The sequence below is a fragment of the Mesorhizobium sp. W016 genome, assembly GCF_054719485.1.
In genome coordinates this window covers 4,646,480-4,668,500 of record NZ_JBTTIF010000002.1, presented here as the reverse complement: position 1 = coordinate 4,668,500, position 22,021 = coordinate 4,646,480, and the positions used below count along the sequence as shown (strand labels likewise).

Here is a 22,021-nt window from a genome sequence, read left to right as displayed (position 1 = left end):
TTTCATTACTCGACTAAGCCGGCACTGGGAAAAGATTTCACATATGCGAGGCTTGCCAGATAGGAAGCGATGAGCGGCAGCGGATACCATCGCAGCCAAAACATGGAGAAATTGTCCAGTCTTTGCCGGTCCAATGTCCTTGCGGGAATTGCCCCGAGCAGAAGTGGAAATGCGATCAGGACAAACATTAGAAAGGCAGTGGCGTAGATACACAGAACAAAATACCGGAGGTATTCATGACTCAGATAGCCGAAGGCATAGGACCCGGCCAAAAGCATAAATACGCTGCAAAAAGCCACTCGCAGAATTACCTGCCAGTTCGGCATTTCAGGCCTTGTGCGGTCTTGATCTGTCAAGAAAACCGTGTCCTGTCTCGCTCTATCCCCTGGCCATGCGGGCTTCACGGCCGCCGCGACGGCGACCGCCATTGCCATTGCCGCCGCCTTCGCCCGGAGCGTTAACCGCGGTGGGCGCTGCGACCGCCTGACCGCCTTCGGCCGGCTTGTAGTCCTTGTAGGTCCTGATCCAGTTGGTGCAGTTCTCGTCGGTGCCGTTGAGCACATTGGCGCCGCGCACGGCTTCCATTTCCTGCGGGCGCACCGGGTTCATGATCGCCGAGGTCATGCCGGCGCCGATCACCATCGGGATGAAGGCGGCGTTGATGCCGTGGCGGTGCGGCAGGCCGAACGAGATGTTGGACAGGCCGCAGGTGGTGTTGACCTTGAGCTCTTCACGCAGGCGGCGCAACAGCGCGAAGACCTGGCGGCCGGCATCGCCCAGCGCGCCGATCGGCATCACCAGTGGGTCGACGACGACGTCATGCGCGGGAATGCCGAAATCGGCGCAGCGCTGCACGATCTTTTTGGCGACGGCAAAGCGCACATCCGGATCCATCGAAATGCCGGTCTCGTCGTTGGAGATGGCGACGACTGGAACGTTGTACTTCTTGACCAGCGGCAGGATGGCTTCGAGCTTTTCCTCTTCGCCGGTCACGGAGTTGACCAGCGGCCGGCCCTTGGCGACCTTGAGCGCTGCCTCGATGGCGGCGGTCACCGACGAGTCGATCGACAGCGGCAGGTCGACCAGGCCCTGGACGATCTCCAGCGTCTGCACCAGCAGGCCGGGTTCGGTTTCGTTCGGATTAACGGAGGTGACGCCGGCATTGACGTCGAGCATTGTGGCGCCGCAGGCGGCCTGTTCCAGCGCATCCTTGATGACGGTCTCGAAATTGCCGGCGATCATCTCGGCGGCCAGCTTCTTGCGGCCGGTCGGGTTGATGCGCTCGCCGATGACGCAGAAAGGCTGGTCGAAGCCGATGATGATCTCTCGTGTCGCCGAGGCGACGATGGTCCGGGTCATGAAGTCTCTCCGCCTGATATAAAGATTTCTTTATATCGTTGTCTGGTTTCATTCAAGCGAATGGCTGGCCGTCCGCGCTGTCAGTGCGCGGTCTTCACCATATCCACCTGCGTTTCGGTAATGTCGTCGTGCAGTATGCTCTCGAGCCGGTCGGCGACCATCTGATCGTCGTGGCGGATCTCACGTTTCCATGGCTGGCGGCCTTTCAGCACACCCGATTCATCGACGATCTCGGCGACATATTCCTCCTGGCGGTAGGCCATCACATGGATGCCGGAGACACCAGGAATTTCCTTCACCTCGTTGATGATGTCGGTGCAGAGCTGCTTGCCTTCCTTCTTCTGGTCCTGCGCACCTTCCAGCCGCTTGATGATGGCATCGGGAATATGGATGCCGGGCACGTTGGAGCGGATCCATTTGGCCGTCTTGGCCGAAGCCAGCGGGCCGACGCCGCACAGGATGAAAACTTTTTCCGTATGCCCCAAGTCCCGCGCCCTCTGCATGAAGGTTCTGAACATCGGCACGTCGAAGCAGTATTGCGTCTGCACGAACTGCGCGCCGGCGGCGATCTTCTTGCCGAGATGGATCGGGCGGAAATCGAAGGGTGGCGCGAAGGGGTTGACGGCGGCGCCGAGGAAAATTTGCGGCGGCGTCGTCAACTTGCGGCCGGACAGGAACTTGCCGTTGTCGCGCATGATGCGGCAGGTTTCCAGCAACGACATGGAATCGAGGTCGAAGACAGGCTTGGCGCCGGGCTGGTCGCCGGCCTGGACGCCGTCGCCGGTGAGGCACAGCATGTTGGCGACGCCCATCGCCGCACCGCCCAGCACGTCGCCCTGGATGGCGATCCGGTTCCTGTCACGGCAGGCAATCTGCATGATCGGGGCATAGCCCATGCGGGTCAAAAGCGCGCAGATGCCGACCGAGGACATGTGGCAGTTGGCGCCGGAGGCATCGACGGCATTGATGGCGTCGACCCAGCCGTCGAAGATTTTCGCGCGGTTATAGACGTCTTCGGGATCGGCGCTGTCGGGCGGGTTGAGCTCGGTGGTAACCGCGAATTCGCCGCGCCGCAGCACACGCTCCAGTCGGCCACGTGAGGAGTGGCCGGGCAGGGGATCGAGCGGCAGATGGATGCCGGCCGGGTTTTCGTCGCGCTGGCGGCCGATCACGCGGCCGCTCCAGTGTTGGCTTTGGCAGCGGCTTCACGGGCCGTTGCCGACTGCGCCGTCACCCGCAGCCAGGCCGAGGTTTCGCGCAGCGACTGGTCTACGGGCTTCTGAACGGTCAGGATCCTGTCGCCATGCTCCATGTTCCGCGAACCTTCCCAGGCCTTGACCCAGACGCAAGGCATGTCGGGCTCGACCTCGCAATTGCCGTTGGCGCGCACGCCGCCACACGGGCCGTTGCGCAGCTGTTTGGGGCAGTTCATCGGGCACGACATGCCGGTCGAGGACAATATGCACTGACCGCACATGCGGCAGTCGAACATGAAGCCTTTTACGCGTTTTTCAACGAACTTGATCGGCGCTTCGACGCGGCCGTAGCCAAGGCCTTTCCACAGCGGATGGAGCAGCAGGAACATGTCTGCGAATCTGGAGTAGAACCATTCGAGCAATCGCGAATGGCGGATCGACCACAGCCTGATCGCAAACGAGCGCTGCACGCGCCGCTGCGGCGATACGTCGGCCGGCTTGTAGTCCGATTTCGGCGCTGCTTTCTTGACCTGAGTGGCCTGGGTAACCGGCTGGGTAACCCTTGGCCCCTCTTTGGCAGGAGTGGTTTCAGACATTTTCTTTCCCGCCTGCCTTGACTAGAGCGACCAGCCGCTCGCGGTCGTATTTCGCGTCGATGTCGCTGAATGCCTTCTCGACCTCGGCTTCGAGGTCGTCGCCGACCGGGATCGGATCGGCCTTGCGCCATTCGGCGAGGTAATCGTCGGTGCCGCCGGCGCCGGTGCGCATGGCGCACATATCGATCGCCTCGGTGAAGCGCAGCGGCAGTTCGCGCTTGGCGTTCTGCCGGCCCTTCTTGACGATGACCTGGGCGGGGATGTCGCGCCAATAGACGACGATCAGATCGGCCATGAATTCTCTCACTCCCTGTAGAGCGCCGTGCGTCCATGAGGGAAACGACGCTCCACCACTTTGTCCAGCAGGTGCGAGCATTGCCGGATGCGCAGTGGGGCTGCTTGTTATGGGACGACGCGCGCGCATTCAAAAGCGACGCTATTGGACGTCGCAAAAAGAAAGGCGAGATTCCGAGGGAAGGCTGGCTACCAAACCCGCTTGGTCAGGCCGGTCCAGAGATAGAACCAGATCGTCGGATGGTACCATTGTTTCGAGGGCAGGTCCGGCTTGATCGTGGCCAACTTTCCGTCCAAGGCGTCGCGGACCGCCTCGACGCAGATGTCGCGCGAGAACGCCGCCTGGCGCAACGCATAGCTCGAAATCGTGTCGCCGGGCTCCGGCTTGCCGCGCGCCTGTTTCAACACGCCGCCGGTGTCGACGCCGGCGTCGACCAGATGCACGGTGGTGCCGAAATTCTGGAGATCGCCGGAGGCCAGCGCCCAGTAGCCGCCATTCATGCCGCGGTATTTCGGCGCGATGCCGGCGTGGTAGTTGAGCACCGGGCAGGGCATTTGCGCCAGCGTCTGCCGGGACAAAATCCGGCAGCCGGCGAGCAGCACCACGCCCGGGCGGATGTCGGCGACCGCCTGCAGGCAATCGGGCCCGTCGGCGGAGGAGACGTGGATGATCTTTTGTCCCGGCCTCGGCTCTGTCTGCAGTTTTTGCGCTGCGATCAGCCGCTCTGCGTGCCCGGCGAAGAAGCGTTTGCCGAGCCTGGTCAGCACCATCGTGCCAAGCTGGCCGATGGCCGAAAACAAGCCTTGGCGGCGCGCCCGGCCGAGCAGCAATTGTTTTTTGGATTCAGGGCTTTCGAGGATGACGCTGACAGGACCGAACTGGTCGGCGATGGCGTTGACGATGGCCCAGATGTGCGGCCCGCCTTCGGTGACGATGACGATCGCAGCACTTTTTTCAACCGCTGATGCCATGGCGCGCTTTCTTGCCGGCGCGCAACCATTTGCCGTGCGCTGCCCGGCTCAATTCTGTGCCGGGCGAGGTTAAATCTTGATGACCGCCCGGCCAGCGAGAGACCAACGGATCAGCGCTTGAACTCGATGATGTCAAGTTTCGATTCGTAGTAGGGCGCCGGGAATTCGATGCGCCATTCATTGGCGCTGGTGCGGAAGGCATAGCCGACCTGGTCGCTTTCCGGGCCGCTGCCATAGGGTTTTGGCTTGTTGTCATTGACATAGCCGGAGCCGAGATAGATCGCGCGTTTTTCGCTATCGTCGAAGAAACGGCCCTTGGTGCGTTGCGAGCCGCTGACCTTTTCCAGCTGCCAGCCGGAGCCATCGTCCGTGACCTTGCACTTGAACCAGCCATAGATGACCAGCGGGCCGGTCAGGCCCACCTTGATGGTTCGGCATTGCCAGTTGCCGCTCAGGTCCTTGTCGGAAAAGGCCACTATCGGCTTTGCCAGCAGCGCGTCGAGTTGGCTGACCTCAGCCGGGTCTCCCGCTTTTGCCTCGGCCAGCGCCGCCTTGCGGGTCTCGCCATATTTGTCGAGGCGAACCTTGTCGGCAGGCGTGATGATCTTCTGCACCTCGCCGTCGGCGCGAGCGGGCAAGACGAGGCAGAGGAGGCCAAGGGCGGCGAGCAGGACGCGAGGGGTCATCGGGACGTTCCGTGTTCGGATGGCTGAATCAGCCTGTTTGCTTTTGGCTCACAACTTAACCATTCGCGGCGGCCTGTCATCTGTTCTCGACAGCGTCCCGGCTCAAGAACCGCTTCAGGCGTGGGCGGCGGCCTGCGCCAGTCCGGCCGTCAGGTCGCCATAGCCCGTCGAGCGGCGCTCATAGGCGAGGCCAAGCATCTTCGCGGCCTTCTCGGCGACTTTGTCGAGTTCCGGATCGTCGGTCTGGGCGATGTAGATCAGCTTCTGGTAGTTGCCGAAATAGTCCTTGATCAGCTCCGGGTGCTTGTCGAGGCCGAGCGGCTTCATGAAGAAGGCGTCGAACTGGCGGCACAGGAAATCGGTCATGTAGAACGACATCATGTCGTCGTCGGCGACCTTCGCATAGGCGTCCATGCCCTGGTAGAAGGCAAAGCAGTGCGGCCCGGCCATGCGCTCGACGCCGTGCTTCTCCAGGACCCGGTCGAGCATGCCGCCGGTACCGCAATCGGCATAGCCGACGAAGATGTTGCTATAGCCTTCCGCCTTGGCCTTTTCGATCGCCTTGTCCATCGCCGGTGCGATGCGGTCGGGGTAGAAATGGAACTCCGCCGGCAGGCAGGTCAGGTCGAGATGGTCGAGCTTGAGCTGCTCCTTGACGGCCAAAACTTCGCGCGCAATCATTCCACAGGCGATGACCAGCAGCCTGTCGTCTTGGTTCGGTTTCGTTTTTTGCATTCTGGCCATGGAACCCGGTCGAAGCGGCCTTCGTTGCTGTGGGGCGAATCTATCGAGAGAGGGATAAACCGTCCATGAAACTGTTACGCGTTGCGCCGATTGCAATCCTTGCCTGCGTCCTGGCGCTTACGGCCTGTGCCAACACCGTCCGTGGTGTCGGCCGGGATATCAAATCGACTGCCAAAGCCGTCGACGACACCGTCACCAAACCCTGACGCAGCCATCCGTTCCAATAGCTGGGAACAAAAAAGCCGCGCTGCAAGGCGCGGCTTTCGATTGTGGGCCAGACGCCTTACGGAAGAGATCAGGCTGAAGCGCGCATATTATGCTTGCGCTTCATGAAGTCCTTCGCGGTCTCGACCGCCACAGCCGCGTCGCGGCAATAGGCATCGGCGCCGACGGCCTTGCCGAATTCCTCGTTGAGCGGCGCGCCGCCGACCAGGACGACATAGTCGTCGCGGATGCCCTTTTCCTTCATCGTGTCGATGACGACCTTCATGTAGGGCATGGTCGTGGTCAAAAGCGCCGACATGCCGATAATGTCGGGCTGGTGCTGCTCGATGGCGTCGAGGTATTTTTCCACCGCATTGTTGATGCCGAGATCGATGACGTCGAAGCCGGCGCCTTCCATCATCATGCCGACGAGGTTCTTGCCGATGTCGTGGATGTCGCCCTTGACGGTGCCGATCACCATCTTGCCCTGCTTCGGCGCGCCGGTGGCGGCCAGCAGCGGGCGCAGGATGAACATGCCGGCCTTCATGGCGTTGGCCGACAGCAGCACCTCGGGAACGAACAGGATGCCGTCGCGAAAGTCCTCGCCGACGATGCGCATGCCTTCGACCAGAGCTTCGGTCAGCACCTTGTAGGGCACCCAGCCGCGCTCGAGCAGGATGTTGGTGCCTTCCTCGATCTCTTCCTTCAGCCCGTCATAGAGATCGTCGTGCATCTGCTGCACCAACTCGTCGTCGGAAAGCTCGGAGAGGATGATCTCGTCGTCGGCCATTTTTCTCGGGCTCCTTGCCGCACGGGATGCGACCACGGCGGCTTAAAATAATCGCGTCAATACCTAACCCGGCGGGGGCAGGTATCCATAGCTGATTTGCGACTTCCCGCAAAAGGAAAGCGACCGCAAATCTATTGGAATTCTTGTCGATTTTGCGACAGGCGTTGGCGCTGGCGGGCCGTTTCGAATAGGGTGCATGGCTACGATCCGGGCGAGAAGCCGCCATACGCGGCCGCAAACGGTTTTTAGGGAAAAACGATCATGAGTGAAAACGCGTCAGTCGACCAGGAAGCGTCCAATGCGCGACGTGGACGTGCTGCCAGCGGCGGCGCGGCTGCAAGGCGGGCGGCGCGCTCGGGCGGCGGACCGGGCACCCAGCTCACCTATATCAAGCGCAAGATCAACATCTATGAGGTCCTCAACGAGGAAGGCCTGGCGATTATCGAAAACAACACCGATACGGTGCTGGAAGAGATCGGCATCATCTTTCGCGACGACGCCGAGGCGCTGCAGCTTTGGAAAGAGGCGGGCGCCGACGTCAAGGGCGAGCGCGTGCATTTTCCCAAGGGCCTCTGCCGCTCGCTGCTGAAGACCGCCCCGCCCATCTACACCCAGCATGCGCGCAACGCCGAACGTTCGGTGCAGATCGGCGGCAACGCCACGGTCTTCGCGCCGGTCTATGGTCCGCCCTTCGTGCGCGATCTCGACGGTGTCAGGCGCTACGCGACGATCGAGGATTTCCGGAATTTCGTGAAGCTCGCCTATATGGCGCCGTCAATTCACCATTCGGGCGGCACGGTTTGCGAGCCGGTCGACGTGCCGGTCAACAAACGCCATCTCGACATGATCTACAGCCACATCAAATATTCGGACAAACCGTTCATGGGTTCGGTGACGGCGCCAGAGCGGGCCGAAGACACTGTCGCCATGGCCAAGATCGTGTTCGGCGACGATTTCGTCGAAAACAACACCGTGCTGACCAGCCTGATCAACGCCAATTCGCCGATGGTGTTCGACGAAACCATGCTGGGCGCGCTGAAAGTCTATTCGCGCCACAACCAGGCTTGCATCGTCACGCCGTTCATCCTAGCCGGCGCGATGAGCCCGGTGACCGTTGCCGGCACGCTGACGCAGGTTCTGGCAGAGGTGCTGGCCGGCGCCTCTTTCACGCAGCTGATCCGTCCCGGCGCGCCGGTGCTGTTCGGCACCTTCGCCTCGTCGATCTCCATGCAGTCTGGTGCGCCGACCTTCGGCACGCCGGAGCCGTCGCTGGTTTCCTACGGCGCCGCACAGCTTGCCCGCCGGCTCGGTCTGCCGTTCCGCACCGGCGGCTCGCTCTGCGCCTCCAAGGTTCCGGACGCGCAGGCCGCCTATGAGAGCGCCAACACGCTCAACTCGACCATTCTTGCCGGCACCAATTTCGTCCTGCATTCGGCCGGCTGGCTCGAGGGCGGACTGGCCTCCTGCTACGAAAAATTCATGATGGACATCGACCAGCTCGGCATGACGCAAAAGTTTTCCGAAGGCGTCGACCTCTCGGAAAACGGCCAGGCGATGGACGCCATTCGCCAGGTCGGCCCGGGCAGCCACTATCTCGGCTGCGACCACACCCAAGCCAATTTCCAGACCGCCTTCTACCGCTCCAGCATCGCCGACAACAATTCCTACGAGCAGTGGCTGGCCGAGGGCGAGAAGACAGCGCCGCAGCGCGCCAACGAACTCGCCCGCCGCTGGCTGGAGACCTACGAGGCGCCTTATCTCGATCCGGGCATCGACGACGGCCTGAAGGACTACATTGCGACGAAGAAGGCGTCGATGGCTGACGCCTTCACCTGAAAGGAGCCCGAGTCAGGCGGGGCTAAAGTCGCCAACATCATCCACAAGGAAGTCTGGCGGAGCGCTTTCTCCGACCCGGACAAGAAGGGATGATTGCGTGGCGCCGGGCTGACGAGATAGCGGCCGCGCTTTCCGCCGACGGCCTCATCCTGCGCGGTGGCTTCAATTTCGCAACAAGCGAAACGCCGCCGCATGGCCCTTCAGTTGCCCCCGCCAAATCCGTGCTGTTGGTGGGGCAGGCGGGAGCGGCACCCTGGCCGCATTTCCTGCGCTGGCGCGACCGGCAACCGCAAACCATTGCTAATCCGCTCGACACATGGTCGCGCGCAGTGATCGGTGCGGTGGCGGAGAAATTCGGCGCGCGCGCCGTTTCGCCTTCGGACAGACCTTATCTGCCGTTCCAGCAATGGGCGATGCGAGCGGAGGGGCTGAGACCGTCGCCGCTGGGCATCCTGATGCATCCGCAGTACGGGCTCTGGCATGCCTATCGCGGCGCGTTGCTGTTCGAGGATGAGATCGCGCTTCCTGAACGTCGCGAAGCGATTCACCTTTGCGACGCCTGTGTCGCAAAACCTTGCCTGAAATCCTGTCCGGTCGATGCCTATTCCGCGGATGGTTTCGCTCATCAGGCTTGCCTGGCGCATGTGCGGGGATCGAAGGGCGAACCATGCCGCGGCGGCGGCTGCCTCGACCGCAACGCCTGTCCGTATGGCACGGCCCATCGCTATCCGCCTGAGGTTCAGGCCTTTCACATGACGGCGTTTGCCGGCCTGTAGCCGGGTCGAAGCCCGCACAAAGTGTTGAACGGGATTGTCAGGGAACGGCTTGCCCTGACAATGCCTGCTTATATGTACACACGACAATCAACGGGGCGCGCCATGGCGAAGCAGGACATTGAGATAGAGACCGGAGACGGCGTGGCGAAGGCGGGATTGTTCCGTTCGGCGACTGTTTCCCCGGTCAAGGCCGGTATCATTCTCTACATGGACGCCTTCGGTCCGCGACCGGCGCTCGACGCAATGGCGGAGCGGCTGGCGGGTGAGGGCTATGCGGTGCTGGTGCCGGATCTTTTCTATCGCAAAGCACCCTACGGGCCGTTCGAGCCCAAGACCGCTTTCGTCGTCGAGGAGACCAAGGTCGCGCTGACGGCGTTGGTCCACGGCACGACACAGCACATGACCATCCGCGACAGCAGGGCGTTCCTCGACACGCTTACCGCTGAAGGTGTCACCGGACCGGTCGGTGTCGTCGGATACTGCATGGGCGGGGCGCGGGCCTTGAATGCGGCTGCAACCTATCCCGATCGCATCGTGGCGGCGGCAAGCTTCCATGGCGGCAATCTGGCCAGCGATGCCGCCGACAGTCCGCACCGCAAGGCTGCAATGATCAAGGCGCGGGTCTATGTCGGAACGTCTGGGGTGGACCGCAGCTTTCCGCCGGAGCAGTCGGCTCGACTGGCCGAGGCGCTGCGCGTGGCGGAAGTCGACCACGTCATCGAAAACTATGCCGGCATGGCGCATGGCTGGTGCGTGTCGGATCACAGCGTCTTCAACGCGGCCGGCGCCGAGCGCCACTGGAAGCGACTGACGACGCTGTTCGCCGAGACGCTGATCTAACGAGGCGTTGCCTGAAGTCGCAACGAACGGGTAGAGACTGCACGATTGGCGCGGCCTGTTAAAACAGCGCCAGTCGAGCGGGAACGAACAGCCTGATGCAGTCCTATGATGTCGTGGTGATCGGCGCCGGTGCGGCCGGAATGATGTGCGCCATCGAGGCGGGCAAGCGCGGCCGCTCGGTCCTGGTGCTCGATCACGCGACAAAGCCCGGCGAGAAGATCCGCATCTCCGGCGGCGGCCGCTGCAACTTCACCAACATCCATGCGAGCCCGAAGAATTTCATCTCGGGCAATCCGCATTTCTGCATTTCGGCGCTCAGCCGCTACACGCAGCGCGATTTCATCGGGCTCGTCGAACGCCACGGCGTCGCCTATCACGAGAAGACGCTGGGACAGCTGTTTTGCGATGGCTCGGCGCGGCTGATCATCGACATGCTGGTCTCCGAAATGCAGGATGGGGGCGTGGAACTTGCGCTGTCGACCGAGGTGAGGAACGTCAGCAAGGCCGCGGACGGTTTTGTGCTGACGCTCTCCACTGGCAGCGTCGCCTGCAATTCTCTGGTCGTGGCTTGCGGGGGCAAGTCGATCCCCAAAATGGGCGCGTCCGGTTTCGGCTACGAGCTTGCTGCGCAATTCGGCCTTGCGGTGGTGGAAACACGGCCGGCGCTGGTGCCGCTTACCTTCGACGCAAGAACGCTGGAGCGGCTGGCGCCTTTGGCCGGCAATGCCGTCGATGCCGAAGTCGCCTGCGGCAAGACGCGGTTTTCAGAAGCGATGCTGTTTACGCATCGCGGCTTGAGCGGGCCTTCCATCCTGCAAATATCGTCCTATTGGCGCGAGGGCGACGAGATCCGCATCGCCATGCTGCCGGGGAGGGATGTGGCGGAACTGCTTCGCGCCGCCCGGCGCGTCAACGGCAGGCAAGCGGTGCAGACGGTGCTTGCAAACCATTTGCCGAAGCGCCTTGCGCAAGCAGTCGCCGAGCGCAGTGGGATCGATGGCAATCTCGCTGATTTGACAGACCTGCAAATGAAAACCGTCGAAGCCGCCGTCAACGACTGGCGCATCAAGCCGGCCGGCTCCGAGGGTTACCGCACGGCGGAAGTGACGCTTGGCGGTGTCGATACCAACGGGCTCGATCAGAAGACGATGCAGGCGAAATCCGTGCCGGGGCTGTTTTTCATCGGCGAAGTCGTCGATGTCACGGGCTGGCTGGGCGGCTATAATTTTCAGTGGGCTTGGTCGTCCGGCTGGGCCTCGGGCCAGGTGTGCTGATATTCAGGTGAGGCCGGCCTGCAAACGACGGCTTTCTGTGCTTCCGGTGCTCGCGTACCAAAAGTACGCTCCGCTCCGGTTCTCGAAATCCATCGTTTTCGGCTCGGCCTGACCTGAATCTCAGCGCACCTGTTGCGCGTGTATCCGTCGCCTGGGAAAAAAATCTTTCCATAACCCCAAGGATTGGCCATTAGCCTTCGTCCAACAGGCAAATGATGGCGATGATGCTGGATGAAAGCGAAGCCTCCGACGCCGAATTGATCGGGCGGGCGAAGGGCGGAGACAGGGGTGCCTTCGGCAAATTGCTGGAGCGGCACTACGACTTCGTCTATCGCGCCGCCTATCGCTGGTGCGGAAAGAAGGCCGATGCCGAAGACATCGCCCAGGAGGTCTGTGTCCGTCTCGGCAAGGCGATCCGCGACTACCGCGGCGGCGGCGCGTTCACGACATGGCTCTATTCCATGACGCTGAACGCGGCGCGCGACATGATGCGCAAGACGACGCGCGAAAACGTCAAGGCCGAGGCTTTCGGCGCCTACAGCATGATTTCGGGAGAGGCCTCGGCCGAGCCCGAAGATCCCTCTGAGGCGCTCTGGGTAGCGGTGCGGCAATTGCCGGACAAGCAGCGCGACGCAGTACTTCTGGTCTATGGCGAAGGGTTGAGCCATGCGGCCGCCGCCGAGGCGATGGCAATCTCGGAGACGACGGTTTCCTGGCACATCCATGAAGCGAAGAAACGGCTGAAGACGTTGATGCGTTCAGCCGGGGAAGTGTGACCATGGTCGACGACAACGAACTCAACAGGCTGCGCGACGCAGCAGTACCGGCGCCAGGCGAAAGCGCGAAGGCACGCGCCTTCGAAGCCGCCATGCGCGCCTATGATCAGGAAAATATTTCTGCCGTCACCCAAGGATCGGTCGGCGGGCTTCGTCTCACAGAGCGAGCACAAAAGCTCTGGAGCGAGATCATGCAAAAGAAACTCATCGCCACGCCAGCCATTGCCGGGCTCGTCGCCCTGCCGATCGCCGGATACGCCACCTTCCACATGCTGAGGGAACAGCCGTTGCCGTTCGGTAGCGACGAGAAGATCACTGAGACGCTGGCCGACAAGCCGGCAACCAATGGGCCGGCGATCAACGCGCCGGTAAAAGACAAGCAGGCGCCTGAAGGCGACAAGAAGGCCGACGCCGATGTGCGAAGCCGCGACACCACCACGCCACCCGCGCCGCCGAAGCCCGAATCGACCGTTGCTGTCGCCCCGGCGCAGCAGGATGCGCTGGGACGCGGCGTGTTGGCCGAGCCTGCGCCAGTTGAGAGCCGCGAGTTTTCGCTTGACGGCACCGCTGCTCCGGCCGGCGGCGCGCGGGTCAACCGCATGGCCGGCGCGACCGAATCCAAGTACCTGGCACAGCCTTCGACGATGCCGGCCGACCAGATTGCGCCGCAGGAGCCAAACCGCGACCGCGTCGAGGATTTCAAGACCAATCCGGTGCATGCAGCCCTTCAGGATCCGGTCTCGACCTTCTCGATCGACGTCGACACGGCTTCCTATTCCTTCGTCCGCGGCTCGCTGAAGCAGGGCTACCTGCCGCAGGCCGATACGGTCCGCGTCGAGGAGATGGTCAATTACTTCCCCTATGACTGGAAGGGTCCGGACTCGGCTTCGACGCCGTTCAACTCGACCGTCAGCGTCATGCCGACGCCGTGGAACGGGCACACCAAGCTGATGCACGTCGCCATCAAGGGCTTCGACATCAAGCCGGTCGAGCAGCCCAAGGCCAATCTGGTGTTCCTGATCGACGTCTCGGGTTCGATGGATGAGCCGGACAAGCTGCCGCTGCTCAAGTCGGCTTTCCGGCTGCTGGTCAGCAAGCTCAAGGCGGACGACACCATCTCGATCGTCACCTATGCCGGTGACGCCGGCACCGTGCTGATGCCGACCAAGGTCACCGAGAAGGACAAGATCCTCAACGCCATCGACAATCTGCAGCCGGGCGGCTCGACGGCCGGCGAGGCGGGTATCAAGGAAGCCTACAAGCTTGCCCAGCAGTCCTTCGTCAAGGACGGCATCAACCGTGTGATGCTGGCCACGGACGGCGACTTCAATGTCGGCCAGACCGATGACGACGATCTGAAGCGACTGATCGAGCAGGAGCGCAAGACCGGCGTCTTCCTGTCGGTGTTCGGCTTTGGACGCGGCAATCTGAACGACCAGATGATGCAGACCATCGCCCAGAACGGCAACGGCACCGCCGCCTATATCGACACGCTGGCCGAGGCTGAGAAGGTTCTGGTCGAGGATGCCTCCTCGACGCTGTTCACCATCGCCAAGGACGTCAAGATCCAGGTCGAGTTCAATCCGGACAAGGTCTCGGAGTACCGGCTGATCGGCTATGAAACCCGCGCCTTGAACCGCGAGGACTTCAACAATGACCGCGTCGATGCCGGCGATATCGGCTCCGGTCATTCGGTGACCGCCATCTACGAGATCACGCCGAAGGGCAGTGGCGGCGAGCAGATGGATCCGCTGCGCTACGGCCAGGCCGCGGTCGACAATGGCGGCGTCGCCAACGCCGACGAATATGCCTTCGTGAAAATCCGCTACAAGCTGCCGAACGAAGACGTCTCGAAGCTGATCACCACGCCGGTGACGTCGGCCAACGAGGTCGCGTCCTTCGACCAGGCCAGCACCGACCAGCGTTTCTCCGTCGCTGTCGCCGCCTTCGGCCAGAAGCTGCGCGACGAGGATGCGACCGCGAAGTTCGGCTACGACAAGATCATGGAGATTGCCACCGCCGCCCGAGGAGCCGACCCGTTTGGGTACAGGTCCGAGTTCCTTTCGCTTGTGCGCCTTGCCTCGGCGCTCGGCGGTAACCGGTAGTGGCAATACAGCCGGTTCCTTTCAGACGGGGGTCGTTCTGATACGGGGAACCGGCTACGGGCGGGTGAGGCAGGCCGGCGGGGGAAACCCTGCCGGCCTTTTTTTCGGATCGATTGATCCGAAGCGCACAGATGATCCGCCTGATCGTTAAATTGCGCAGCTTTTCCGGAACGTCATCGCAATGCCCTGCTATTATTGCATGGGGTCGGGACTGGGCTTGGGGAGCCGGGAATTGCAGATCATGAACATTGGAAACACGACGCCGGCGGTGAGACACACGCAGGCGTCGGGAACGCTGTCGCCAGAATCCAGGCGCATCATGGATGACGTCGACGCAGCCCGGAATACCGCAAAGTCGGCGCTGACCAATGACCGCTTTCGCGTCATGCTGGAGCAGATCGGCAATCCGCAGTCGTCGGGTGACCTGGTGACGATGAATGAAAGCGCCGACAGCACCGCCCTGGATTTCAAGACGGCGCTATCGCGTTACGCTGAAAACAGCGAATAAGTTCGATATCAGGCCCGGGTGCGGCGGCGTTCGCGGCGGGCTTCGCTGGTCTCGGCGGTGTTTTCCGTCGCCACCTTGTTGCGCATCGGACCGATGCGCTCGAGGATCGCCGCGACGGTCGGGCGTTCGGATTTGGTGTGCGCGTCGAGCGCCTTGCGCATGGCGGCAAGGTGCTGGAACGACGTGCCGCAGCAGCCACCGATGATCTTCGCGCCGCCATCCACCGCCAGCCGGACATAGTCGGCCATCAGCTCCGGCGTGCCGGAATAATGGATCTCGGTGCCACGAAATTCGGGAATGCCGCAATTGCCCTTGACGATCACCGTCGCTTCCGGCTTCGCCTCGGTCATGTCGAGCAGCGAGGCCAGGATGTCGGAGGCGCCGACACCGCAATTGGCGCCGACACCGAGCGGTGTCTCTGAAAGTCCGTCGACGACGCCGTGGATATCCCTGGGCAGCAGGCCCATCATGGTGCGGCCGGCAGTGTCGAACGAACCGGTATAGGTGTAGGGCAGGCCGACGCGGATGGCGGCCTCCGCCGCGGCGCGGATTTCGTCCGGCGCAGACATGGTCTCGATCCAGGCGACTTCGGCGCCGCCTTCCTTGAGACCCTCGATCTGCTCGGCAAAAGCCTCGACTGCTTCGTCATAGGTCATGGCGCCGAGCGGCACCAGCAACTCGCCGGTCGGACCGACCGAGCCGGCGACGATGACTTTCCTGTCGGCCTTGTCGGCGACCGCGCGGGCAATCTCGGCGGCGCGCTTGTTCAGCGCATGCACGCGGTCCTGCGCATGATGCAGCTTCAGCCGGTGGCGGGTGCCGCCGAACGAGTTGGTGAGGATGATATCGGCGCCGGCGTCGACGAAATTCTGGTGCAGGCTGGTGATGGTGTCGGGCGCTGTCTCGTTCAGCAACTCGGGCGCTTCGCCGGCCTCCAGACCCATGGCGAACAGATTGGTGCCGGTGGCGCCATCGGCGAGCAGCACGCCCTTTTCGGCCAGCAGAGCATCGATGGGATTGTTCGCGGTCATCGGATCGACTTTCAGATATTTGAATGGAATAAGGATATAAAGAAGTCTTTATGTCCAGTCAATGTGTTTGCGACCGGCAATGCCGCGCGGCGCACCTTTCCGGGGCGTTGGGGATCAGGCAGAACCCGATGGAAATGACGCGCCGGCCAGATTGCGCGCGTAGGCGGCGGCCTCATGCGGGTTGATGTCGGCGGCCCGGATCAGATTGTCGAAATGCTGGGTCAGCGCTTGGACCGGCTGGGTGGCGTTCAGCACGACATACATGTCGCCGACATAGATGGCGGCGCGATAAGGGCCGAAGATGGTCAGCGGGATGGAATAGCGCATGCGGCCGTCATAGAGGAACAGGCGGAAGGTGGGGTAGAGATCGTCAAGCAGCGTCGCCATATGGGCAAGCTGCTGCCGGCGGTCAGCCTCGGGAAAGCGGTCCCAGACGCCCAGGCCGCGGGCAAAGATCTCAAGCGTATGGCGCGGCATGCAGACCTCCATGTCGGTCTCAGGGCGCCGGTTGTACTCGATGCGGTACTGCGTCTCGCTGGCCTGCGCCAGACGGCTGCGGTTGGTGATGTTGGCTTCGTAGTCGACCAGCTGGCGTGTGCGCAGGAGATCGGGAATGCCGGCCGGCACATAGCGGATCTTGGTGCCTGCGGCCTCGGCGAACCATTTGGCGAGCAGCGTGCGGTCGAAGCCGTCGGGCGCCTCTTCGATCTCCAGGCTTTCGCGGATTTCGCCGGTGACGCCTTCATCCTGGGAGAGGCCGAGCAGCCAGTCCAGCGAGATCTTGAATTCGGCGGCGATGTTGAGCAGCGTTTCGGCACGTGGCAGGCGCGTCGAGGCGCCGGACATCAGTTGCGACAGCGCCGACCGGTCGATGCCGACTGCTGACGCGAAAGCTGACTGGTTGAGATCGGACCGTGTCAGGAGCAGCTTCAGGCGCTCCCGGAAGATTGCCGAAAGGTCCCGTTTGTCCACTGTTCGTTCTCCGCACTCTCTTAGGAAAAATTTGCGCCCGAGCCGTCGAATCAGCACTTCCAGCGTAAATGAATCCGTAGGGTTGTTTACAATGCATAACATCTGCGGTCAAAAATGCGCGATCGCAACATTTTGTACACTTTGTCTCGTTGAGCGGAATTGCTTCTCCTGACACTATGCTGTCAGGAACAATTCCGGCGACTGAGGGACAGTGGTCGATAGCATGACAGGCAAGCGCATCAAGCGACGCGACGCAGCGGCCATCGAGTGGCCGACCGTGGTCCTCGCTCTCTTCTGTTACGGAATGTGGCTCGCTGCCGGGCTCCTGCTCTGGCCCTCTTATCCGACCCCGGCACTTCTTCTCCTCGGCTTCATCCTGGCCTTGCAGTCGTCGATCATGCACGAAGTGCTGCATGGCCATCCGACGCGCAGCGCGCTCATCAACGAAGCCTTCGTCTTCCTGCCGATCGGCCTGGTCTGGCCGTTCCGTCGCTTCAAGACGCTCCACTTGCGCCACCACGCCGACGAGCGCCTGACCGATCCGCTCGACGATCCCGAGAGCTATTACCAGGCGCTGTGGATGCATGACGATCTGCCGCCGACGATGAAATTCCTGCTCAAGATCAACAACACCATGGCCGGCCGTTTCTTTCTCGGCCCCTGGCTGTCCTGCATCGGTTTCTTCGTCGACGACGCCAGGCATGTGATTGCCGGCGACAAGGTGATCGGCAAGGCATGGCTGCTGCATGCGATCGGCCTCGCCTTCGTGGTGCCGATCGTGCAGTTCGGCTTCGGCATTCCGGTATGGCTCTACATTCTGGTGCCGGTCTGGCTCGGCCAGTCGCTGATCGCGGTCCGGACTTTCGCCGAACATCAGTGGTCCGAGCACCCTGAAGGACGCACGGTGATCATCGAGCGCTCGCCGCTGTCGTTCCTGTTCCTCAACAACAATCTGCACTTCGTTCACCACAAGACGCCGACGGTTGCCTGGTACAGACTTCCAAAACTGTTTGCCGACCGCCGCGACGAGTGGCTGCGGATGAACAATGGCTACGCCTATCCGAACTATTTCGCACTGATCAAAGCCTACGCCTTCAAGGCCAAGGAGCCGATCGTGCACCCGGTGCTGCGCCGCCAGCCCGAGCCGGGCAGGGCGTTCAAGCCGCGCATCAGGGCGCGCAGCATCAGCGGGCTTGGCAGCGCGCCGGTTCCGGCCGAGCCGCCGAAGGAATAATCCCCGGACTTCCCGAACCCGTGTCGGCCAATTCTGATTGGACGCCGCGTTTTTGCGATCCTTTCCCGAGCCATGATGATTGAGTGTCGGCATGAGTGATTTGGTTGCGGCATTGCCGATGTATGACTGGCCCGAAGTGCGCGGCGAGGTCGACGCGCAATGGGCAGCGTTGCGCGATGCTTTTCGGCACAAGGGCGTCGATGGGCCGCAGACAATCGTGCGCCGCAATGGCGACCTGCCGCCGGTGCCGGGCGGTATCCACGACGCCGAGGGCAGACTGATCGCGCCCGATCCGGCGACACTGCCGCCGGACGAACTCGACCATCACCAGCTTTGGCTGCATCCGGCGCTGCTGTTCGCGCAGACCTGCTGGGGGCCGATGGAACTCGGCCTGAGCAAGCATGTGCAGGTGGTCGGCCAGCCGAGCTACTACGCTTACGAGGGCGGCGAAGGCGAACTCTATTCGAGCGCGCTGGTGATGCGGACGGGCGAGGGACCGGAGGTTCGCTCGCCCGCGGATGGCAAAGCCTCGCTGCCGCTCGATCTGATGCGCGGCAAGCGTTTTACCTACAACAGCCTCGATTCGATGTCGGGCATCATTGCACTGGCGCGCGATCTGCAGGCCGCCGGCGAAAGCCTGGATATCTTTTCCTCGCGCAGCGAAAGCGGTGGCCATCGCGGCTCGATCGTCGCGGTCGCCGAGGGCAAGGCGGATATAGCTGCCATCGACTGTGAGAGCTGGGCGCTGGCGCAGCGTTTCGAGCCTGCGGCAAACGCCGTGAAGGTCGTCGGCTGGACGGCAAGGCGCAAAGGCCTGCCCTACATCACCGCCAGGACGACGCCGGAAAAGACGCTCAAGGCTCTGCGCGAGGCGCTTGCCGGATCAGCCGAGCAGCCTCGCATCCAACGGGTAGGTTGAAAGCTGCTCGTTACCGGTCTCGGTGATCAGGATCTGTTCCTCGATCTTGACGCCCTCATGGTCGCCGAGACGGCCGATATAGCTTTCCACGCACAGCACCATTCCCGGCTCCAGCACGCCATCGGGCGTGTCCGGCGTCCAGTCGCTGGCATGTGGCAGGGTTGGATACTCGTCGGCGAGGCCGACGCCGTGATAGAGCACGCCGTAGCGCGCCGGGAAGCAATCTCCCGGCGGCACCACGGAGCGTTCGACCAGGTCGCGAAAGGACATGCCGGGCTGCATCAATTGCGTGTTGTGGGCGATCTGGTCGGCGGCAATGCGGAACAGGTCGCGCTGCTCGTTCGACGGCCTGGCGTCACCGCAAAGCCAGGTGCGCGAGAGATCGGCGCAGAAGCCGTAGGGGCCGATCAGGTCGGTGTCGAAGGCGACGAGGTCGCCTGCTTCGATCACGCGCGACGAGCATTCCTGGAACCACGGATTGGTGCGCGGCCCTGAGGCAAGCAGCCGGGTTTCGATCCATTCGCCGCCGCGCGCAATGTTGCCGCGGTGGAGTTCGGCCCACAATTCGTTTTCGGAAATGCCCGGCGTCAGCGCCTTCTCCATTTCACCCATCGCCGCTTCGCAAGCGACGATTGCGCGGCGCATGGCGAGGATCTCGTCCGGCGATTTGATCAGCCGCGCATTTTCCATCACCGCTTCGCCATTGCCAATCGAGATGCCGAGCCGGGCGAGTTCCTCGACGCCTTCCGGGTTGATGTGGTCGACCGCAATGCGGCTGTTGCCGCCGCCATGCTCCTTGACCAGATCGGCGATGCCGGCCGCCCAGCGGCGGACTTTGTGCTCGGTCAGCTCACCGCCATAGAGGTACATCCACGACACTGCCGGCCGCACCTCGTCAACGACGCCGGAATGGTCGGACAGATGCTCGCAGGAGAAATAGTCGAACAGCACCACGGGTCCCTCAGTGGCGATGAAGCAGTGGCGGGTCGGATTGTGCGCGACCCACAGCTGCATGTTGGTCGAATCGGTGGCGTAGCGGATGTTGACGGGGTCGTAGAGCAGCGCGCCGGCGTAGTTTCGGCGCTTCAGTTCGGCTCGGATGCGCTCGAGCCGGTATTGGCGCATAGCGGCAAGATCGGGCGCGGCGATGCCTGCCGCTTGCCATTCGGTTTCAGCCAGCGCGCCATAGCCCAGCACATGCTGGTTCAGCGACGCCGCTTTCTGGCGCGAGGCGTCGCGCAAGGCTTCGACGGAGCCCGGCTCGAACGGCATGATCTTGCGGTGACGGCCGAACCCTTGTTTCTCCACCCGACGCCTCCCTGCCGACTTACTGTGGCGCTACGCCCGCGGCCGCTTTCTTCAGCCGCGTGACCGTCAGCGTGCGGGTGGGCGGCTCGCTGTCGAACAGCATCGGGACGACCAACTGCTGCGGCGAGCCGTCAGCGACATAGCCGGCCTCGCTCAAGGCCCGCAGGATGCCCTCAGGAGGTTCCTTGTCATTGGCCATCACGAGCACCGCCGGCTCGATCAGCAAATGGCCGAAGTCCGGCATCTCGTCGTCGAGCACGACCAGATCGGGATCGACAAGACGCAGATTTCCCACCCAGTGCCAGCTCGATATCGCCGTGCGAACCGGACCGTTTGCCGTCAGCTGGCCATAGAGCGACTGGTAGTCGACACGCACGATGCTGCCGCGGCTGTCGCCGCCATTGAGGTGCGTGTACCAGGTCACCGGCAGCACGAGGATGGCAAGCGTTGCGCCGACAAAGACGACGACGTCCTGCACCTTCCTTCCCTTGTCGCCTCTGGCATCCATCCGCAAGGCCAGCGCGACCGGCAGCAACACAAGGATGGGAAGCATCCAGCGATCGCGAAATTGCGTCGTCCCGCTCGCCAGGACGAGCACGATGGTCATCGCCAGGGCAAAAGCGATGGTGCGCCACACCAGTTTCTCGGTCCATGGCGCCGGTTGCAGAGCGGGCGCCGGCTTTTTCCATGCGATGAGCAAAGCCGCGACGAATATGCCGGCCGGCAACACGGCGAAATACAGGATAGCCTTGCCCAGTCCGCGCATTCCGTAGAATGCGGTTTGTATGGCGCTTTCTCCTCTGCCCATGCCGAAGCCGCCGCTGTGCGACAGCAGCTGGTCGGTGTAGGTCAGGTTCCAGTAGAGCGTCGGCAGGCAAAGCAGCACCGCCACGACAAGGCTGATCGAAAACCGGCGGTTGAGGATGACGCCGCGCGTTTCGCGCAGCGACAGGGTGGACAGGATCAGCGCGCCGAGAAAGATCGCGTTGTTGTATTTCGACAGGATGGCGGCGGCCATCGCCACGCCAAACAGCACATAGGTGGCCAGGGAACGCCGCTGCACCAGTTCGACGAGCGCAAGAAACAGCACCACTGAAAAACAGAAAGCGGCGATCGAGTGGGTGAGGGCGTGCTGCATCTCCCACACCATCTGCGGAAACAACAGCAGGCCGAACAATGCGGCGGCGCCAGCGCGGCTGGAATAGCCCAGGCGGCGGACAGCGATGAAAACCGACGCCAGCGCCGCTCCGATCAGTAGGTACTTCACGATCTTGAGCGCGAGGATGTTCGTTCCGACCACGGCGGCGACGAGGCGGGCGAGCCAGGTGTAGAGCGGCGGCTGCGAGCCGCCATAGCCAGCCCAGAGGTAGCGCATGTACATCAGCTGTTCGGAATCGTCGACGCCGACACCGGTTCCCACGACATGGGACAGCAGCGCCATCACCACGATCTGGACGACGCAATAGACCGCGACGCAGACCAGTGCGGCGTTGAAGGGACCGACCTTGCCTTCGCCGAGCCAGTCCGTCCATTTCTCTAGATACTGCAAGGGGATCGTCTTCTCATCGAGGGAAATGCCTGCGGCCAACTGCCGAAGGCCC

23 protein-coding genes are annotated in these 22,021 nt (G+C 62.6%); 10 read left to right on the top strand and 13 right to left on the bottom strand.

Translation table 11 applies throughout. The features are described 5' to 3' along the window. Positions 1–5: 5 nt before the first annotated feature. The 8 genes from ACYG9V_RS23155 to ACYG9V_RS23120 all read right to left on the bottom strand — a co-directional run bounded on the left by ACYG9V_RS23155 (position 6) and on the right by ACYG9V_RS23120 (position 5,847). Entirely contained in the window at positions 6–356 is a 351-nt protein-coding gene (locus tag ACYG9V_RS23155) for a hypothetical protein (RefSeq protein WP_156929758.1), read from the bottom strand. A 22-nt stretch (positions 357–378) separates the two neighbouring features. After that, positions 379–1,359 (bottom strand): methyltetrahydrofolate cobalamin methyltransferase, encoded by a 981-nt coding sequence (locus tag ACYG9V_RS23150; protein WP_023688111.1) that lies wholly within the window; start codon positions 1,357–1,359, stop codon positions 379–381. Positions 1,360–1,439: 80 nt separating this feature from the next. Beyond that, positions 1,440–2,531: a methylenetetrahydrofolate reductase gene (locus ACYG9V_RS23145; RefSeq protein ID WP_023681780.1), complete on the bottom strand. Its 1,092-nt coding sequence runs from the start codon at positions 2,529–2,531 to the stop codon at positions 1,440–1,442. Continuing rightward, entirely contained in the window at positions 2,528–3,151 is a 624-nt protein-coding gene (locus tag ACYG9V_RS23140; protein ID WP_352763511.1) for a methylenetetrahydrofolate reductase C-terminal domain-containing protein, read from the bottom strand. Before ACYG9V_RS23140 ends, ACYG9V_RS23145 begins: the two co-directional genes overlap by 4 nt. Then, the gene (locus tag ACYG9V_RS23135; RefSeq protein ID WP_023670397.1) at positions 3,144–3,446 is read right to left on the bottom strand and encodes a virulence factor; all 303 of its coding nucleotides are present in this window, start codon (positions 3,444–3,446) and stop codon (positions 3,144–3,146) included. The genes ACYG9V_RS23140 and ACYG9V_RS23135 overlap by 8 nt, the downstream gene beginning before the upstream one ends. A gap of 188 nt (positions 3,447–3,634) precedes the next feature. Then, entirely contained in the window at positions 3,635–4,417 is a 783-nt protein-coding gene (locus ACYG9V_RS23130; protein WP_023739091.1) for a formyl transferase, read from the bottom strand. A 110-nt stretch (positions 4,418–4,527) separates the two neighbouring features. Beyond that, on the bottom strand, positions 4,528–5,103 hold the full coding sequence (locus tag ACYG9V_RS23125) for a DUF4893 domain-containing protein (protein WP_023670399.1): 576 nt from the start codon (positions 5,101–5,103) through the stop codon (positions 4,528–4,530). Positions 5,104–5,217: 114 nt separating this feature from the next. Beyond that, complete coding sequence (locus tag ACYG9V_RS23120; protein ID WP_023691015.1) at positions 5,218–5,847, bottom strand: DUF1638 domain-containing protein; 630 nt, start codon at positions 5,845–5,847, stop codon at positions 5,218–5,220. A 65-nt stretch (positions 5,848–5,912) separates the two neighbouring features. On the opposite strand from ACYG9V_RS23120, the gene ACYG9V_RS23115 reads away from it, so the two are divergent. Continuing rightward, positions 5,913–6,053: an entericidin A/B family lipoprotein gene (locus ACYG9V_RS23115; RefSeq protein ID WP_023670401.1), complete on the top strand. Its 141-nt coding sequence runs from the start codon at positions 5,913–5,915 to the stop codon at positions 6,051–6,053. Between the two features lie 89 nt (positions 6,054–6,142). Here ACYG9V_RS23115 and ACYG9V_RS23110 read toward each other — a convergent pair whose 3' ends face one another. After that, a complete protein-coding gene (locus tag ACYG9V_RS23110; protein WP_023670402.1) occupies positions 6,143–6,841 on the bottom strand; it encodes a corrinoid protein in 699 nt (232 codons plus the stop codon). Between the two features lie 261 nt (positions 6,842–7,102). Between ACYG9V_RS23110 and ACYG9V_RS23105 the strand changes: the two genes are divergently transcribed. The 7 genes from ACYG9V_RS23105 to ACYG9V_RS23075 all read left to right on the top strand — a co-directional run bounded on the left by ACYG9V_RS23105 (position 7,103) and on the right by ACYG9V_RS23075 (position 14,956). Continuing rightward, on the top strand, positions 7,103–8,677 hold the full coding sequence (locus tag ACYG9V_RS23105; protein WP_023670403.1) for a trimethylamine methyltransferase family protein: 1,575 nt from the start codon (positions 7,103–7,105) through the stop codon (positions 8,675–8,677). A gap of 89 nt (positions 8,678–8,766) precedes the next feature. Then, positions 8,767–9,453 (top strand): hypothetical protein, encoded by a 687-nt coding sequence (locus ACYG9V_RS23100; RefSeq protein WP_023744712.1) that lies wholly within the window; start codon positions 8,767–8,769, stop codon positions 9,451–9,453. A 102-nt stretch (positions 9,454–9,555) separates the two neighbouring features. Next, the gene (locus tag ACYG9V_RS23095) at positions 9,556–10,293 is read left to right on the top strand and encodes a dienelactone hydrolase family protein (RefSeq protein ID WP_023670405.1); all 738 of its coding nucleotides are present in this window, start codon (positions 9,556–9,558) and stop codon (positions 10,291–10,293) included. Positions 10,294–10,388: 95 nt separating this feature from the next. Continuing rightward, positions 10,389–11,567 carry a BaiN/RdsA family NAD(P)/FAD-dependent oxidoreductase gene (locus ACYG9V_RS23090; protein WP_023670406.1) on the top strand — a complete coding sequence of 393 codons (1,179 nt, stop codon included), beginning with the start codon at positions 10,389–10,391 and terminating at the stop codon, positions 11,565–11,567. A 215-nt stretch (positions 11,568–11,782) separates the two neighbouring features. Beyond that, complete coding sequence (locus ACYG9V_RS23085) at positions 11,783–12,343, top strand: RNA polymerase sigma factor (RefSeq protein WP_352763515.1); 561 nt, start codon at positions 11,783–11,785, stop codon at positions 12,341–12,343. 2 nt (positions 12,344–12,345) lie between these two features. Then, positions 12,346–14,448 carry a vWA domain-containing protein gene (locus ACYG9V_RS23080; protein WP_023696455.1) on the top strand — a complete coding sequence of 701 codons (2,103 nt, stop codon included), beginning with the start codon at positions 12,346–12,348 and terminating at the stop codon, positions 14,446–14,448. A gap of 241 nt (positions 14,449–14,689) precedes the next feature. Continuing rightward, positions 14,690–14,956 (top strand): hypothetical protein, encoded by a 267-nt coding sequence (locus ACYG9V_RS23075; protein WP_023753429.1) that lies wholly within the window; start codon positions 14,690–14,692, stop codon positions 14,954–14,956. Positions 14,957–14,964: 8 nt separating this feature from the next. Here ACYG9V_RS23075 and bmt read toward each other — a convergent pair whose 3' ends face one another. Next, positions 14,965–15,987 (bottom strand): betaine--homocysteine S-methyltransferase, encoded by a 1,023-nt coding sequence (gene bmt / locus ACYG9V_RS23070; RefSeq protein ID WP_023696457.1) that lies wholly within the window; start codon positions 15,985–15,987, stop codon positions 14,965–14,967. A gap of 114 nt (positions 15,988–16,101) precedes the next feature. Continuing rightward, positions 16,102–16,959, bottom strand: a complete 858-nt coding sequence (locus ACYG9V_RS23065) for a helix-turn-helix domain-containing protein (RefSeq protein WP_023681768.1) — start codon at positions 16,957–16,959, stop codon at positions 16,102–16,104. A gap of 223 nt (positions 16,960–17,182) precedes the next feature. Between ACYG9V_RS23065 and ACYG9V_RS23060 the strand changes: the two genes are divergently transcribed. After that, the gene (locus ACYG9V_RS23060) at positions 17,183–18,193 is read left to right on the top strand and encodes a fatty acid desaturase (protein ID WP_352763517.1); all 1,011 of its coding nucleotides are present in this window, start codon (positions 17,183–17,185) and stop codon (positions 18,191–18,193) included. Between the two features lie 91 nt (positions 18,194–18,284). Further along, positions 18,285–19,112, top strand: a complete 828-nt coding sequence (locus ACYG9V_RS23055) for a phosphate/phosphite/phosphonate ABC transporter substrate-binding protein (protein ID WP_352668845.1) — start codon at positions 18,285–18,287, stop codon at positions 19,110–19,112. Here ACYG9V_RS23055 and ACYG9V_RS23050 read toward each other — a convergent pair. Both ACYG9V_RS23050 and ACYG9V_RS23045 read right to left on the bottom strand, forming a co-directional pair. Next, positions 19,077–20,384: a M24 family metallopeptidase gene (locus ACYG9V_RS23050; protein WP_352763715.1), complete on the bottom strand. Its 1,308-nt coding sequence runs from the start codon at positions 20,382–20,384 to the stop codon at positions 19,077–19,079. The two genes, ACYG9V_RS23055 and ACYG9V_RS23050, sit on opposite strands and share 36 nt — an antisense overlap. 55 nt (positions 20,385–20,439) lie before the next feature. Further along, positions 20,440–22,008, bottom strand: a complete 1,569-nt coding sequence (locus ACYG9V_RS23045) for an ArnT family glycosyltransferase (protein ID WP_352763518.1) — start codon at positions 22,006–22,008, stop codon at positions 20,440–20,442. Positions 22,009–22,021 lie beyond the last annotated feature (13 nt).